This is a genomic window from Pedobacter nutrimenti (assembly GCF_032678445.1).
GTDB lineage: Bacteria > Bacteroidota > Bacteroidia > Sphingobacteriales > Sphingobacteriaceae > Pedobacter > Pedobacter nutrimenti_A.
The window spans coordinates 396,857-412,886 of sequence record NZ_JAVTSQ010000003.1; the positions used below are offsets into that span (position 1 = coordinate 396,857).

The 16,030-nt window shown below is 35.6% G+C and carries 12 protein-coding genes and 1 pseudogene; 5 read left to right on the forward strand and 8 right to left on the reverse strand.

The features are described from left to right. Positions 1-15: 15 nt before the first annotated feature. Positions 16-369 (reverse strand): transposase family protein, encoded by a 354-nt coding sequence (locus tag R2S08_RS28850; RefSeq protein ID WP_410479512.1) that lies wholly within the window; start codon positions 367-369, stop codon positions 16-18. 62 nt (positions 370-431) lie between these two features. On the opposite strand from R2S08_RS28850, the gene R2S08_RS06895 reads away from it, so the two are divergent. Continuing rightward, positions 432-896, forward strand: a complete 465-nt coding sequence (locus R2S08_RS06895; RefSeq protein WP_316834462.1) for a helix-turn-helix domain-containing protein — start codon at positions 432-434, stop codon at positions 894-896. Between the two features lie 114 nt (positions 897-1,010). Then, positions 1,011-1,283 (forward strand): helix-turn-helix domain-containing protein, encoded by a 273-nt coding sequence (locus R2S08_RS28855; RefSeq protein WP_410479515.1) that lies wholly within the window; start codon positions 1,011-1,013, stop codon positions 1,281-1,283. 641 nt (positions 1,284-1,924) lie between these two features. On the opposite strand, the gene R2S08_RS06900 is transcribed toward R2S08_RS28855, so the two are convergent. From R2S08_RS06900 to R2S08_RS06920, 5 genes are all read right to left on the reverse strand, one after another. Further along, complete coding sequence (locus R2S08_RS06900; protein ID WP_316834463.1) at positions 1,925-3,004, reverse strand: hypothetical protein; 1,080 nt, start codon at positions 3,002-3,004, stop codon at positions 1,925-1,927. Further along, positions 3,004-4,830, reverse strand: coding sequence for a restriction system-associated AAA family ATPase (locus R2S08_RS06905; protein ID WP_316834464.1), 1,827 nt, complete (start codon positions 4,828-4,830; stop codon positions 3,004-3,006). Before R2S08_RS06905 ends, R2S08_RS06900 begins: the two co-directional genes overlap by 1 nt. After that, positions 4,817-6,430, reverse strand: a complete 1,614-nt coding sequence (locus tag R2S08_RS06910; RefSeq protein ID WP_316834465.1) for a restriction endonuclease subunit S — start codon at positions 6,428-6,430, stop codon at positions 4,817-4,819. The genes R2S08_RS06905 and R2S08_RS06910 overlap by 14 nt, the downstream gene beginning before the upstream one ends. Beyond that, positions 6,430-8,097 carry an N-6 DNA methylase gene (locus R2S08_RS06915; protein WP_316834466.1) on the reverse strand — a complete coding sequence of 556 codons (1,668 nt, stop codon included), beginning with the start codon at positions 8,095-8,097 and terminating at the stop codon, positions 6,430-6,432. Before R2S08_RS06915 ends, R2S08_RS06910 begins: the two co-directional genes overlap by 1 nt. Positions 8,098-8,460: 363 nt before the next feature. Continuing rightward, positions 8,461-11,256 (reverse strand): DEAD/DEAH box helicase family protein, encoded by a 2,796-nt coding sequence (locus R2S08_RS06920; RefSeq protein WP_316834467.1) that lies wholly within the window; start codon positions 11,254-11,256, stop codon positions 8,461-8,463. A 786-nt stretch (positions 11,257-12,042) separates the two neighbouring features. Here R2S08_RS06920 and R2S08_RS28860 point away from each other — a divergent pair. The 3 genes and pseudogenes from R2S08_RS28860 to R2S08_RS06930 form a co-directional block, all read left to right on the forward strand. After that, a pseudogene (locus tag R2S08_RS28860) lies at positions 12,043-12,120 on the forward strand (AbiH family protein); the annotation flags it as partial. 15 nt (positions 12,121-12,135) lie between these two features. Further along, a complete protein-coding gene (locus tag R2S08_RS06925; protein ID WP_316834468.1) occupies positions 12,136-12,285 on the forward strand; it encodes a hypothetical protein in 150 nt (49 codons plus the stop codon). Positions 12,286-13,031: 746 nt separating this feature from the next. Continuing rightward, complete coding sequence (locus R2S08_RS06930) at positions 13,032-14,171, forward strand: hypothetical protein (RefSeq protein WP_316834469.1); 1,140 nt, start codon at positions 13,032-13,034, stop codon at positions 14,169-14,171. 195 nt (positions 14,172-14,366) lie between these two features. On the opposite strand, the gene R2S08_RS06935 is transcribed toward R2S08_RS06930, so the two are convergent. Further along, on the reverse strand, positions 14,367-15,008 hold the full coding sequence (locus tag R2S08_RS06935; protein WP_316834470.1) for a hypothetical protein: 642 nt from the start codon (positions 15,006-15,008) through the stop codon (positions 14,367-14,369). Next, positions 14,995-15,993 carry a hypothetical protein gene (locus tag R2S08_RS06940; RefSeq protein WP_316834471.1) on the reverse strand — a complete coding sequence of 333 codons (999 nt, stop codon included), beginning with the start codon at positions 15,991-15,993 and terminating at the stop codon, positions 14,995-14,997. Before R2S08_RS06940 ends, R2S08_RS06935 begins: the two co-directional genes overlap by 14 nt. Positions 15,994-16,030: the final 37 nt, after the last annotated feature.

Genomic DNA, 16,030 nt, shown 5'->3' on the forward strand with positions numbered 1-16,030 from the left:
TGCTCCTTTATTCCCTCATAGTTCCAAAGCCATCTTAGAAATAAGATCGGCAGACCTTCCCAATCTCCTGCTATAGGGTTCTATTTCTTTTGAAAATCGTTCGGTAAATATCTTCCGGCAGCAAACCTTATTATCACAAAAATATTTTCTTGAAACCAACATAATCCTTACAAGGTTTCCGGAGACGGGTAAATCTGCGAGTACCCTAATATATTTACTATGTATTCGGTTGCTTTTTTTATTGCACAGGGGACATCTTGAGCTTTGTTGACAAGCAAGCGCATTGATTAATACATTACCCGCTTCATAAATGCAAGAATTGGCCTTAAGTTTTACGCTAACAGGTAATATAAACCTTGGAACTTTCATTAATTATATATAATTTAATTACACACTAATTTCGTAAATTAGCAGATCATTAAACAAGTGATATGAAGAATAATTCACTAAAAGTTCAAGGGTATAAAGCTGATGATATTAAGAAGCTTTTAAGCAGCAATGAGGCTTTTGTTGTAGGCATGAGACTATACATCGTTTATAAAGTCGCTTTAGGCTATTCCAGTAGAAAATTAGCGGAATTACATGGAGTTAGCTTTAAGCAGATAACAAATTGGGTGCATCGTTTTGAGAAAGAAGGTGTAGATGGGCTTGCTGATAAAAAGGGACGCGGAAGAAAAGGATCGTTAAACGAAGGACAACTTGAGCAACTTAAGACATTAATATTGACCGAATCACCACAGAAGTATGGCTATACTGGTAAAAAATGGACTGGTCCAGCAATTACAACTTGGATAGAAAGGAATTTTGGAGTGGAATATAAAGAGGCTCAAGTATATAATTTGCTTGACAAAATTGGAGTTACTTTTACGAAGGGGAAAGGTTTTACAGAAGAATAAACGTGTAATTATTATTTATATTTTCACCAAAAGTGACGAAGAACCACGAAAGTACACCAGTGTTCCGCACTAAAGTGGTTCTTCGTCAATTTTGGTGATCTAAAACCGACTTGGATATCGGGAAAGAAGGCATACGGCCTTGCAGACAAAAAGGGTCGAGGACGAAAAGCATCACTAAATGACGGGCAGCTTGAGCAACTTAAGAAGTTAATATTAACTGAATCACCACAAAAGCATGGTTATAATGGTAAAAAATGGACTGGTCCAGCAATTACTGCTTGGATAGAAAGAACTTTTGGAGTGGAATATCAAGCGGCTCAGGTATATAATCCGCTTGATAAAATAGGGGTTACCTTTGCCAAAGGGAAAGGTTTTGTAGAAAAATAAATGTGTAATTATTATTTATATTTTCACCAAAATTGACGAAGAACCACTTTGTAGCGGAATCGTGGCGTACTATGCAGCGGAATATCCAGTTTACAGACTTGTGATGCAATTTAAATTTACCGATTACTTTTCAAATAGTTACATCAGAGAGAAAGTGGTATTTTCCAGCTAAATTTCGCTTAAGATTATTTTCATTACATTTTTAGGCTTTAGCCTATTGCATTGGAATAATTATGATAGCTATACAATTATAATTCCCTAGACAGAAGTCAGATTAATGACCAGAAGATTATGAGTCTTCTACTTTATCCGTGCTATTAAGATGCAAAATGCGCTTTTCTGACTTACATAACCACTTTACGAATTATTTTTGAAACCGCAAAATTTTGTGCCGTTACGTATTTGTTACGGTTTTTCCGAGAAATTGAAATGGCATCTATGTCAGTGCCTGAGACTAAAAACCTGTAGGTACGGGGGTGGTCTAGCCAGAAGGAATTTGGAAAATTCTGGGAGTAGATGGTGCTACTTAGTGCAGCATGAAGCTGGATAGTTCCAGCCCAAAGGCGTGTCGACGTACAGGTGGATTCTACCCTCTAAAAAAGGGTAGAATATCTAGGAAGTGACAATACATAGAAAACAAATCATATAATACCCATATTAACACAGGTCTCCAAGTATTTTGCCTTTATAAAGTTTCCAGCAGAATACTTGTTCCTGTTAGCTTCATTTATCATTTTTTGAATCCATTCAGATTGGGTAAATATTTCTTTAACATTTTCAGGGTAATTGTCATATTCATCTGTCGCTTGAACATACCAGTACTTCCCATCCGTCTTGGATGCACATTTTTCTTTGTATCTTTCTTCAATCCCAAAAACTTCCCTCCAAGTATCTACTTCTTGCTGGTGTGTCGGTGATGTCAAATTCACGATCACATCATTTTCCGATAGTGTGTTTACATCTGGATTGTTGAACGTCAAGTCAATATTTATCTCATACTCATTGTCCCAGTCATAAGGGAAAAATGCATTACGCCTTACATGAGTGAGTGGATTTGTGATAGGGTCTTGCCTCAATTTATGCGATGAATTGCATTCGTGACACATCGGTGCCAGATTCTTGAAATTAATTGAATTAAAGGGATAGATGTCTTTGGGTAAATAGTGGTCGTAAGCGTCACGTACAGTTCTATTTGGTCCTTTAATACTATTAAGTCCGCAAAATGGACACTTTCGTTCATCATTGGTTGTAACAAACTGGTCATAATGATCATCTATTGTGCCAATCTTATCTTGAACCACTTTAAGATGAATGACGCTCGTAAATAAGCTTTTATAAAAGGTAATCAGTTCATTTTTCAGCGGTTCATTTAGGGTCTGCAGAGTTGCATAGACGTAAGGAGTACATCCATTTTGCTGCTTACACAAATCAAATACATTGTTATTATCTCGGTATGCTTGAGCTAGCAAATCCTTCGTTGGTTGATCAAAACCTTGGAAAATGTTGTAAACACGTTCAATAGGCCCATAAAGGTAGTCTGTTGTAATCCTGGCATCATAAAATATGGCAAGGGTAATTTCTTTCAGGTCTTGTGGTAAAAGATCAATATCATAGTCAACCTCCGGGTTCGCAGTGCACCAAACATTCAGAAACAAATCATCCATCCACTCTTGGAGAGTGTAGATGTCGTGATTTTCTATGTACTGATATGGAAATAGCATTACTTCTTTTTTTCTAAAGCTTTATTAACAAACATTACTTTCTCAACAGAATCACCAAGTTCGTAATTAGCGATTTGAATTAATTGATCTGGATCTTCACCCTTATCCAGACGCGCATATAACTTATCATAGACCGAATTAGCAAAGCTTCCAATTGTTTCATGTTTTTCAAATACTTTCAAAGTAATCTGGTTTACAGATGCCCCAAACGTATTGAAGTTTGGTCTTTCAGCTGTTACAGCCCCGGTTTCGTCTTCTTTTTTAAAAATTAAAACATTTTCTTCGTGACTGTCTGAAATAATAAAAGGGGAATGGGATGTAATGAGCAACTCCCTCATGTTTTTCTTATCAGATTGTGCTAGACAATCACCAAGAGTGGAAATGAATCTTGCTCGCCAGGCAGGATTGAAATGTGTTTCGGGTTCGTCTAAAAGGAACAGGGAATTCGTGTCCTTAAATAATAAACAAATTCCCATGGCATGCAAGTATTGGTGTTCGCCATCAGATAAAGATTTGCTTAAGATATCATCTCTTGTTCCTACTTTTTCAATGGTGAAATCCTTGAATCGCATAATGCGTTTGTCAGATGGTAATGTGGGAACGGTTTCGTTTACATATAAACTACCAGAGCGATACAAGTCTTGTTTTAACTTGATATCAACTTCATACAAGTTTAGTGTCAGCAGCGTTTGAAAGGTTCTGAATAGCTCAAAGGCATCCTGGAAGTTGCCCTGAAACGCCTTCTTCATTTCGCTAATTTCAACCAGTTCACCTTTTTCATTTCGTTTGTCTGGGTCAATAAAGTAATCGAGAAAAAGAACTTTATTCTCCGCATCAAAAAATTGACTGGTGGCACATTGTTTCAGTTTGTCGATAGCTTTTAGTTCACTCGTTTGAACCTCTGGTCGTTTTTTAAGATTGTAGGTGAGTTCAAAAACATCTTTATTGTCAATTTCTAATTCATCAGCTCTAAGTGCTGTTGTATTTTCTTCTGTGCGAAATTTTGCAATGGGCACATCCTGACGAATGATGATGCGAAATGGCTTGATGGCCTTAATACCAATTGCCTGATAAATTGGAGACAAGATTGCTTCATCTTGCATTAAGTAATTGGTTAAGAAAATAGCTTGACTGTATTGATTGTCTAAATAAACTAACCGCCCCTCAGGTTGTGAATACCCTGTTTCATTTCGCAACGCATCTTCATATTCATCATAATGAATGAATCGCATTTTGAAAAAGGGTAAGCTTAAAATTTCGTTTTCTCCTGATGAATAGCCAACAACATATTCGGGAAGAATGTCCTTCACTTCAAGTCTTGTCAACTCTAGTTCTGGGTTTTCAGAATCAAACAAGTCTTTGTTCAAACACTTGATTACTGGAGTTTTACCATCTTCTTTTGTTATCTGAATATGAGCTGTTATGTCATCCCATTTAACATCTTCCATTTCTTTGAAAGTCTTATTTACCATCTTCCACTTTACGGGAATTCTATATTCTAATTCAAACTCATTTGGTTTGCATGCATTTGAATCAAAAAAACCTTTTTTTTCTTCCGAATAACCTTCATCAACGTATCCCTCTTCGATATAGCCATTATCATCAAAACCTTCTGGCTTGTTAGTTAAATAAATACACTCGATATGATAGAAGATAGCCGCCAAAGCTTCTAGGATATTGGATTTTCCACTGCCATTTCTACCCACCAAGCAATAGGGCATAAAGTCCCATACCTTCGCCTTGTCAAAATCACGAAGGAAATGTACTTCAAAACCTGCTTGCAGGCTTCTGAAATCGGTATTCAGTTTAAGCCTAAGCAGTTTCATTGACGATTAATTCTATTTGTTTGGTAGATTCATTAAATTGTTGACGAATAAAGGCGTGTTTCTCACCTAGCCATTTGAATAGTATGCTAGAAAATTTGTCATATTCGGGCACGGTTTCAAAAGGAAACGTGGTGATTTCTTCCCATAGCTGATCAAAGGTGAAGGGCTCTTTGAACTTGCCTATTACTAAGCGGTACTTTACATAATCGTCCGAAAAAGGTATTTCACCTTTTATCTTAAGTTCTGCTTCTAATTGCCGAATAGTATTATCAATTTCATCAGGTGCTCCGGTGTGCGGTTGATTTCTGTGGAAAGCCTCAAGTTCCTTATTGATTTTCTTAATCGCGATGATTTCTTCGCTGATCTTAGGTTTAAGCTTAATTTCTCCTGCAATAAATGCTTTTTCAACGATCTTTAATTCTCCTTTTAAAGCTTTTTGAGAAAGCGTGTCCTTTAAATTATCCAATAATAGTGATTGATCATAAAAAAATAATTTGAGTGAATCAATCTTTTTAACTATCTGTTCAAACTGTTTTTGGATGTTTGTATCTGGCACCGGTAGACTTAAATCTCTAAATTTCTTCATAGAGATATTTAACATTGAATCATGCCCTCCAGAAGCTTCTTTTCTTACCACATTTCGATAGTTTTCATTCTTTAATAGAAAATTCATGAAAATGGGCCTTATCTTGGTTTCATCCACAATTAAACTCCATAACTTATCGGGAAGAAATAAAGATGGGTAGTCAGCTTGGATAATACAACAAGCTGCAACAAGCTCTTTTGTATTGGCTCTACTAATGAGAAGCATATCTTTCTTAATAGGAATAACAGCTTTTGTAATTTTTTCTTTCTTGACGGCTTTAAATTCTTTTGGGTTGAAAATTCCCTGGGTAACCGCACTTATTTTTAAAACTCCGAGCTCATCTGAGCTTAGTTTTTCTTTTTCTTTTCCCCCATAGCTTGTGCCTGAAAGAATGTCCTTAACAACAGAATTCATGCTATCAATTTTCCATTGCTTCTGATTTTGTACAGGATCGCCAAACATCTCTAAAAACTTCATTTTCAGAAATTCATCTAATAGCACAATGCTTCTCGCTCTTTTCTTAACGATGTTTGTGACTTTCTCCAACACATCCACAATTCTTTCTTGGTCCTCTAAAGAAGTTGGTATGTGCAGTTTAAAAAGTGATAAATCGCTTTTATTAAAACCCGCTTGTGCTGCTCTTGCTCCAATGTTTAAGATAAAATTCTGGAAATCTTTACCAGTTAATACATAGTATAAATAACGTTTGGAAAGTAACTCTTCATTAGGAATAGTTTTGATAATAGCCACATTGTATGCACCAGCCAAACCAGTCAAGATTTTTCCAACAGATGCTCCGTAGCGTCCAATCAGAACATCATCTTCTTCACACTTATTAAGTTTTTTTGTGTCTTTTACATAACCTACATGTTCTGCTTTATCTTGGGTAAAATCACGAATTTGGAGCATGCGTGCATAGCCTTCCCTTGGCTTAGTAATCCATTCCTCTTTGGGTGGTTGAGTGCCTCCCTGAAAATCACAGATGTCTGTTAATCTATATTCTTTGGTTTGCATCAGGCAATCATGTCTTTTAAGGTTTTTAATTCTGCCTGAATGGTTTCTTCTAACTTTTGCAGTTCTTCAAAAATCAAAGTCGGTTCTGTGTATTCTATTTCTTCAAATACTTGCTTCTGATATTTACTAATATTCAAGTCGTAGTTGTTGTCTTCTATCTCTTTTTTAGGAACAAAGAAGCACTGAGCGGTTCGGTTTGTATGGGTAGCTGTGTTTCGACTTCTGTATTTTGAAACTAGGTCTTGTAAGTCTCCATAGTTCCTAATACCCCCGTCTTTAAATTTTTCAGCACGTCTATCATTCAACTCGTAACCATCATCCTTCATTTCATAAAACCATGTGTTTTCGGTAACCCCACCTTTGGTGAAAATGAGAATGGAAGTACTTACACCAGCATAAGGCTTAAAAACTCCACTTGGCATGGTAATCACTGCATTCAATTCAGCTTCTTCTACCATTTTTTTACGCAGTTGGGTAAAAGCTTTACCTGCACTAAATAATACGCCTTGAGGAACGATGATAGCAGCTACACCGCCCATTTTTAACATTGTGAAAATGCGCTCTACAAAAAGCAATTCTGTTTTCGTAGTTTGCAGTTTCAAGCTTTCGTTAATGTCACCTTTGTCAATACTACCTGTAAATGGTGGGTTTGCCATCACAATATCGTATTGCGCATCTTCATTGTAGGTCTTGCTCAAAGTGTCTTTATAATCGATATGCGGATTATCGATCCCATGCATCATCAGGTTCATAAGACCAAGTCTAACCATGGTAATATCTATGTCATAACCGAAAAAGCTATCTTCCAGAATATGCTTCACTTCTTCTGTTAAAACAGCAGATAGCGTTCCTCTTTCAAAGCCGTCATTGTCTGTGATTAACTTGGATGGGTCCTTCTGACGGACCAAATCACTTAAGATAAACTGAAAAGCACCCAATAAAAATCCACCTGTTCCACAGGCGGGGTCGGCAATTCGTTTACCTAATTTCGGTTCTACCAAATCAGCCATCAATTTAATAATGTGCCTTGGAGTTCGGAATTGCCCATTCTTTCCAGCTGTTGCAATTTCACTCAATAACATTTCGTATACGTCACCTTGTATGTCTTGAAAAGAATGCCCACCTTCGGAGGCATCTTTCTCTATTTCCAGAAAAATTAATTCAATTTGTTTAATTGCTTCAACCAACAACAATGGTTTCTCAATAATGAAAACCGCATTCGCCATGTGTTTGGTAAACGGTGAAGTGCCACCATTTAAAGCTCTGATGAATGGGAAAACATTAAAGCGAACATGTTCCAGCATTTTTTCGGCAGGTGCCATAGTTTTGAAAAACGACCAACGCAATTCGTTTTTATCCCTTGGTTGTTTTGCATTTTGTAGAGCAATCTGAATTTCTTGATTCTCTGTAGGGTTATCTGATACTTCAAGTGGGAAACGTGCCTCGTCAACATAAGGAACGTAACTGCCACTAAATCTAGAAGTATAAGAATCACCTGTAAACTCAGCATCTTTTTCGCGCTTTGATTCCATGTCGTCCAACCGCTTCATGAAAAGCAAATAGGTAATCTGTTCAATTGCTGTTAAAGGGTTACTGATACCACCGCTCCAGAATGTATTCCAAAGACTGTTGATAGTTGATTTTAGATTTGCGTTATTTTGTAACATAAATTTGATGTTATTCCTTAGGTGTTAAATTTGTGAATATTTAAAGATTTCAAGAATCTGTCAATCTTCACAGTTTCCTCTTTTGTATTTGTTTCAATTGTTCTGTATTTCAAATTTTGCCAATTTTCAAGAACATGGTTTCGTTTGTCTTCATTATTTCGAGTCCCTGTTCCAAAGGGTTTAGGAAAGAAAGATTTCATTCGTCTACTACATGTAAATACTTTCTCCATACTGTATAAACTCATTCGGCCCAAAATCCTTTATTTGGTATACACCTGATCCTTTAGGCCCATCAATCAGTCTACAGTTTTCAGGAGATGGCATTGCTTTCCAATCTGACCACTCTAGTTTGTCCATTTCCATTTAGGCAGCCAATAATTTTTGAGTTAAACTTAAAATTTCATCAATCTCTATTGGATTGAATACCCCTCTTATGCCGTCCGGGTGAATCATAGTAAATGGTGATTCAATTAAGTTGCGTTTTTGCAATTCACCTCTTTCTATTATATAGTTTTTGAGCAAGTCCAAAAACTGCAATTGCCGACTGCTTAAATAACTGTGTGTTGTAATAAAATCTGTAAATGTTTTGGAAACGGTTTCAGGAAACGATTCAAGTATTTCAATCCGTAAAATATGTTTTATAAACTGAACCAACTGCGCTTTTCGATGGTTGTAAACTCTGCGTAGAAGGTCAATAGTTATATTGGGATGCTCTTCATAGAGTTGTTCTGCTAATTGCTGCGCTTCCACTTCTGAAATTTGCTCACCATCTTTTATCTTCTTTAAAAGAAAATTTGTCTCCGTGAGCTCGTTGATTTTTTCTTCTACCAACTCTTTGTATCTGCTGATACTTACAGATTCATGTTGAGGGCCGAACTCGACAAATTCTCTTTGAGTGATAATGTCTTGAAAATTGAATTTTGCAGGGCCATTTGTAACCACTGCTGGTTCAATGAATCGCATTAATGGAGATAACTTTTTAATTAGGTCATCATACTTATCCTCGTTGATTGTTAACCAATATTGATTTTTCTGCGCCTGGCGTATCAGGTCAATTTCTTTGGAAACTATATTGATCGATGTAGGCAATTCCATAATGGTTTCAACAATACCTTCTCTGAGTGTATCATATTTTTCTATTTCCTGATTCAATTTTGCTAATGACACTTCCACAATATCTTTTTCAAAACGCATAGCCTTAAAGTCTTTTTCAGAAATAGTCCTCAATAATGGCTTAACTACCATTCTAAGAAATTCGGTTTTATCAGTGCTTAAATAGTTCCAAAATTTTTCATCTTCTAATCGTTGTAGATTATTTTTTGCATCCATTACCACAATCGAGTTTTGTGGCAATTCATCGATTTGCTTTCTCAGTTTTATAGTCTCACGGGAAGCAATTTCGGTTTCATTGATTTGAATTGATTTTTCAATTTTATCCAAGCGTAAACCAAACAATCGAACAGGAAGTGGTATTTGTGATTTTAATTCTTTCCCTTTTGGATTGAATTTGAAATATTCAAAATTGTCCCAGCAATCCATGATTAGGAAAACGTCCTTTTCTAGACACCAAGGTTTCATCTTAGTTGGTTCTAACAGTCGAGTTCCTCTACCAATCATCTGCCAGAATTTAGTGTACGAGAATACTGGTTTAGCGAAAACTAAATTCACTAATTCGCGGATGTCAATACCTGTATCTAGCATATCCACACTAATTGCCACTCTTGGCATATCATTATGGATGAATTGGTCTAATAATCCACCTTTTCCATAAGCTCTTGGATCATCCGAAACTATCACTTTCGCCAATTCACCCTGATATTCAGGATAGAGGCTGTCGAAAATATGCTCGATCTCCCTTGCATGGCGCTTTCCAACACAGAAGAAAATTGTTTTTCCTGGTAAAACTCCATTAGGGTCTTTGATGCATTCCTCCATGAAGATTTTTACAATCAGAGCATTTGTACCTCTGTTGCTTACTGTTTTTTCTAACTCAGTTCCTTCATAATTGATTTCCTCAATTTCTTTTCCTTCAAGGATTAACCTTTTCTGGTCTTCAAGCGAAATGGTTCGTTTGCTAATTCCTTCATCTTGGAACTTTGTTTTAATTTTCATCACTTGAAAATTGCTCAGGTAGGGAGGAATATTGTTTACAGCTTCTTCATATGAATAAGCATAAGTTGGAACCCCTTCTTCACATTCAAAAAGTTCAAAAGTATTATGATCAATAACATCGGTAGGTGTAGCAGTTAGGCCAAGAGTGATTGTATTGAAATAGTCGAGTATCTCTTGATAAGTATTATAAATACTCCTATGACTTTCATCCACAATAATCAAATCAAAGAAATGAGGTGAGAGTAGGCTAGCTTCATCCCTAATTACATTCAACATAGTTGGGTAAGTAGAAATATAAATTCGCCTGTCCTGAGCTATAGATTTCTCACCAACTTTTGGCCATCTTGGTTCATTAGGTAAATGTTCTTTAAATGCATCAAGGGTTTGGTCACGCAAAGCAATTCTATCCACAAGGAATAATACTCGCTCTGCCCACCCCGCTCTCATAAGCGACTCAACCAATGAAATGCAAATTCTAGTTTTGCCTGTTCCTGTTGCCATTACGAGAAGAAACTTTCTTTTACGCTTCTCAACTGCCTCTAATACCGATCTAATGGCTCTTTGTTGGTAATCTCGGCCTGCGATTTTAGTATTAATGAATTCAATAGCTAATGCTTTCCTTGACTGCCGAAGGTTTTTATATCGTTGTAAATCATCTCTCGTCGGAAAACCATGAACTTTTCTGGGAGGATAATTCTCTAAATCCCAAAAGAAGATTTCATGTCCATTTGTGAAAAAGCAAAAGGGCAAATCTACAGCCAAATTTGCCTTGATGTTGTAACAGTATTCTTTAGCTTGTTCTCGTCCTATAGCAGAATCTACCGAAGTTTTCTTCGCTTCAACAACAGCTAGGGGTTTTCCATCCCTTCCTAGCAATACATAGTCACAGAAAGACCGACCGTAAATATTTTTTGATTCATTCAGTTCATTAGACTGGGAAGTGATAAAGAATTCTTCGACTACTTGGGACAGCTCACCAACATTCCAGCCTGCTTGTCTTAAGCGGTGGTCAATTATCTCTTTCCTGGTCTGGCTCTCGTTTTTCACTATAGTTTACTTTCTGCACATTATTACAACAGTCTATACCTAACATGGTTGGCAATTCCAGTTCTTTTGTCCACATCATTCAATACCTGATCTTTTCAACTTAAGGCTTTCCGAACGTGGCTATCTTCTATTCTGAATATACGAACTAACTATGTAACTGTTACATAACTTAGAGCCAACCTTATTGTACTTTTTCGTTCAGAAACCTCTTTGATAAATCATTTAGGCTATGTTGCAAGATGTAAATGTAATTTTTTTTTGGGTTATAATATATCATGAAGTTAGATATTTTGTATTGGCTTTTCATCTGATACTATTAAAAAAAGAATGCTTTTTGAAGATCTGGCTTCCATAGTTACAAAAACACCAACAACATTGCATGTACATATGAGTGGAAACTACTCGATACTTCTTTCCCAACAATTATCCCTTGCAGAGAAAAAATTGCAGTTTTTTTCACAAGAGATTCAGATTTTTCGATACAAAAGGTTAATCTGAAGAAAGCCCCAAGGTATTTCTTCCAAAATACGAAATTATAATGAATCCACCTGGGCAGTTGTAACTATTACTTGAAATTAAGCTATATAAGAAGAAAAGGAGAATGATGATACCGATCTTTCCCCTATCATCTAAATTAACACCCTCGTATATACCTTTTAGCCAAAAATTAAGTTAGGGCTGAGGAATTTTGATTTTCAACGAACACCATCCAGTCCGATCCTGCACCATTTTGCCAACCAATTCCTTTCTACTGAATTAGCCGACAAACTAATACGTTAAGTTCTTATCGGCAATGGTTTCGACCTTGCCAATGGAATGAAAACCAGCTACAATGATTTTCTGTTGTGGTATCTCAAAAAATGTTTCAAGCTTTCTGATATGAAGATCCATTATTTTGATCCTTTGATCGAAATCATTTGTCCATACGTAAACATGAACGAATTAGCACCGAAAGGATTAGGCAATACCGAAGAACTGTTCGACGAGCCTTACCTCAACGCGGGCTCATATCCATTTTTGACAGCATGAAGCTATGGGAGGTTCACCGCACCTCATACCATCATCATTCAACCCGGGTTCTTCGAAAAACCAATTTAGAAACGTACGATGCAAGCTGGGTCGAAATCGAGAACGAATTCTATCACGAACTCAAACGATTACAGGCACTGGATAATAATATTGATGATTGGAAGGCCTCGCTCGGTGGACTTAAACATATGCATAGATCTCATCGTCTTAAAACTGGAGAAATATCTGCTATTGCAGCCACCAGCGGATCCCATTATGAAATACCTAGGATATTAGTCGAATCGATTCGCCAGGGAGAAATACTGTGTACCACATAAACCAAAGAGGTTTATAGAGGACCAAACCGTACCCCATGATGCTAAAATAGTGGATTATACCTGAAAATATGTTAATAAAAATGGTGGCCCAGACAGGCGATTTAATGACAACAGAAAAATACCGATCTGTTTGTATTCACAATATACTTTTAGATCTGGCACAGGGATATATGAAATCATAACAACTTCAAAAGTTGATGGCTTCCATGGCTTTACAAACTTTCTTTTACAGATTGGACGTTTGCAATCAAAAATGAAGCAGGATCGCCCACCAGCACAGTTTAAAAATTTAGTGGAATAGGTATGGGATCTTAGAAAGGTTAATGATTAGGGAAAAGTAAGACGCGACGAATAGAATTGCGACTTTTACTACCTTAGAACCAGGATAAACAAAGGAGTATTGAGTTTTTATACCGACTAGACATTATAATGCCACACCTTATAACTTTGATACATGGAACATTTGCAAAAAAAGCACCCTGGACATTAGATGGCTCAGAATTTTGTGATAATTTAAAATTGCATTTGGGAAATGATATTGTGATTAAAGAATTCCATTGGTCCTGTAAAAATTCACACAAAGCAAGGGTTTCGGCCTCCTTGGATCTTGCTGAAAAATTGAAACAGCAAATGACTTCTCATCCAAATGAACGAAAAATCATTTTAGCCCATAGCCACGGTGGAAATATCGCAATGTATGCTCTAAGAGAACTTAATCTTGCTGGTGATCATAAGGAATTTGAACTGGTTACTATGGCAACACCCTTTCTAAATCCAAAAAAAGGGAGATTAATTGACAATTTAGAACCGTATGTAAAATTGATAGCCTTAAATGCCTTAGTAATTTTTGCGCTTTTGGCAACTATAGTTTTAGTTGTATTAGTTATTGCATTCTATAAGGAACATCCTATATATAGTATTGGTTTCATGGGTATTTCCACCATTTTTGGAAATTACGTATTTGTACCATATATTGAAAAGCATTTGCGACGTAAGTTTGCTCTATTACCTAAAATTATTGATCAATTAGTTTATAGGCTATCCTTCGATCAGTTAAAAAATGGCCTTACCATACTTGTTGTGATAGACCGCTGGGATGAAATTAAATTGTTCTTCTCTGGATTATCCAGGATATGGGGTGCTATTTTTAATTTGTACTTGCTATTGGTTCTTTTTGCGCGCAGATCAGCTAAATTAATTGCCCTATCATTTGTCTTAGTTTTCATCTTTTCAATAATGAGCTATAATTATCCTATTAGCTGGTTATTGATTTTTTGTGCGATGACTTTACTTTTCTGGTTTCTATTTCCAAGTATATCCTTAGCTTTTTCGTTTATACTTTATTTTTTTAGATCTAATATTTTAGCCTTGGGTTGGGAGTCTATATATGAACAGATGTTTATACTAATTAAAACATCAATAACTCCATTTGAATCTAAAAAGCTTTCATTTATCGAATATAAACTAAAAAGAAAGAGTCGATTCTCACTTAAACACAGCATATATAATCATGAAAAAGTTATTAAGGATATATGCGCCTGGATAAAAAGAGATCCTAAAATTAGGTAACATTGAGAAACTACCCATTTTATATTAGATTATTACAAAGAGTTACAAACTTATTTATTAAATGAGAGGTTTCTGAACATTCTCTTCTTGTAATGGCTGCAGTTTAAATAATCTTAAATATCTTCTTTTTTTAACCAAAGGAATTAGTTGGAATTGCATTTCTAATTGGATGATTACCTTGGCATATTTAGGAGATTAAGAGTATTCACGCTTTAAAAAAGAAAATAATGCCCCCAACGAGTATAAAAGCATTAAAAAGAAATCAAATATTAAATAGAGTATTGCAAATCTGACAACCAAAACTACCGAATTATTTAAAAACATTAAAAAAGCGCTAAAATTCATCTGGTTAGTAGATGAAATAAATTTGCTCTCAAATACATCAATAGACATATATTCTGGTAATATGAGTATTAATGACATCAAAGCTATTATTACAGTAGCAACTAAAAGATTTTTCCCCGTCACAAAGGTAAATTGCCTTATAAAGTTCCTCACTTTTTTATCCTCAATCTTCTGATCGTTATTAGCTGTAGGAAGCAGGCGTGGAATTTGCAAATATCGACCATACATAGTTATAACTAAACTTGCAAAAAGCCCAATAAAGATCGAAAGTGCCGCTATCGCATATCCAATGCATTCTGAATTTATACCTTTCTTAAGAATTAGAACAAATATCATCACAGGAACAAAAAGTAAGTATCTTTTCCTCCAACTACAGCGTTTTATTTGCTTATCGGTTAAATTAACCCCACCATTCAGAATATCTTCAAATTCCCATCTAGTTCCTTCGCTTAACAATACGGATATATAATGTCTAATTTTAAGATATTTCATCAGCTTCAGGGTAAATTTCTTCTTTTATATCATCTAGCAGCTCTAAACAAAATTTCTCCAAACTGTCCCACTTAGGACTTCCATCGACCTGAAGATCAACCTTATCATTCAAATAAATTGTTGGTTTGATATCTATTCCTGTCCCCAACTCGAACGAACTTTGATGGGAACCATTGTATAGAGTTCCTGTTTTTCTTTTAAACTCATCTAAAGTTAATGGGTTATTCTTGTCTCCAAAAGTAAATCTTTTCACATAATTTACTAGATTCTGAAGGTTACCTAAACTTTCACCATCTTCCTTTGCTCTAATTGATATATTAATCGTAAAAGCCTCAGTGGAGATACTATGATCATCATCAATATTTTCTACAACTACATCATTAGTGAACTTAAGTTCTTTTACAACACTTGTGGCTTTAAATTCTTGTTGCAGTTTTATTGGACAATATAATTCCAAATTGGGTTTATAAAAACCTTCAGCCTTTAGATTGGCTCGCAACCAACTTATAAAAACATCATTTATTTGATCGTCAGAATAACTCTGTATCATCAATATTCCTTTATTGCTACCGAAGGGAGTATACAACAGGAAATAAAACGTATCCATTACGATATCGGTTGTATTGATCTTTGTATACTTCTGGTTTGGCTTTCTTGTATAACCAATAGACCTTTGTTGGCCATATCTACCTCCTTTAATAGTCCCTGATATTATATGCTTGTTAGTCTTAATTTTTATTGATCTTTCTAAGCTTGCAGTTGAATTTTCGTCAATTCGAAGACCTTTTTTGCGAATATCATTCAGAACAAAATTAGTATCTATCGAAGTAATTAAATCCTGTAGTAGTTTATGATAAGCATCTTTGAGTTTAAAATCTTCAACTGGGTATTTTTTTTCCAAAAACCCACCAAAAGATCTATCAGCGGTCGTAGGTGTCGCACCTATATATACTTTATATACTTCTAATTTCGGTTCATGTGCCATGTTTGTTAGTTTAATTTTGACATGTATTATATTTTCT

Excerpts from the sequence above, each read along its gene's own strand:
- R2S08_RS28850 (WP_410479512.1), bottom strand. The coding sequence starts at position 369 with ATGAAAGTTCCAAGGTTTATATTACCTGTTAGCGTAAAACTTAAGGCC.
- R2S08_RS06895 (WP_316834462.1), top strand. The coding sequence starts at position 432 with ATGAAGAATAATTCACTAAAAGTTCAAGGGTATAAAGCTGATGATATT.
- R2S08_RS06900 (WP_316834463.1), bottom strand. The coding sequence starts at position 3,004 with ATGCTATTTCCATATCAGTACATAGAAAATCACGACATCTACACTCTC.
- R2S08_RS06905 (WP_316834464.1), bottom strand. The coding sequence starts at position 4,830 with ATGAAACTGCTTAGGCTTAAACTGAATACCGATTTCAGAAGCCTGCAA.
- R2S08_RS06910 (WP_316834465.1), bottom strand. The coding sequence starts at position 6,430 with ATGCAAACCAAAGAATATAGATTAACAGACATCTGTGATTTTCAGGGA.
- R2S08_RS06915 (WP_316834466.1), bottom strand. The coding sequence starts at position 8,097 with ATGTTACAAAATAACGCAAATCTAAAATCAACTATCAACAGTCTTTGG.
- R2S08_RS06925 (WP_316834468.1), top strand. The coding sequence starts at position 12,136 with ATGAAGATCCATTATTTTGATCCTTTGATCGAAATCATTTGTCCATAC.
- R2S08_RS06930 (WP_316834469.1), top strand. The coding sequence starts at position 13,032 with ATGCCACACCTTATAACTTTGATACATGGAACATTTGCAAAAAAAGCA.
- R2S08_RS06935 (WP_316834470.1), bottom strand. The coding sequence starts at position 15,008 with ATGAAATATCTTAAAATTAGACATTATATATCCGTATTGTTAAGCGAA.
- R2S08_RS06940 (WP_316834471.1), bottom strand. The coding sequence starts at position 15,993 with ATGGCACATGAACCGAAATTAGAAGTATATAAAGTATATATAGGTGCG.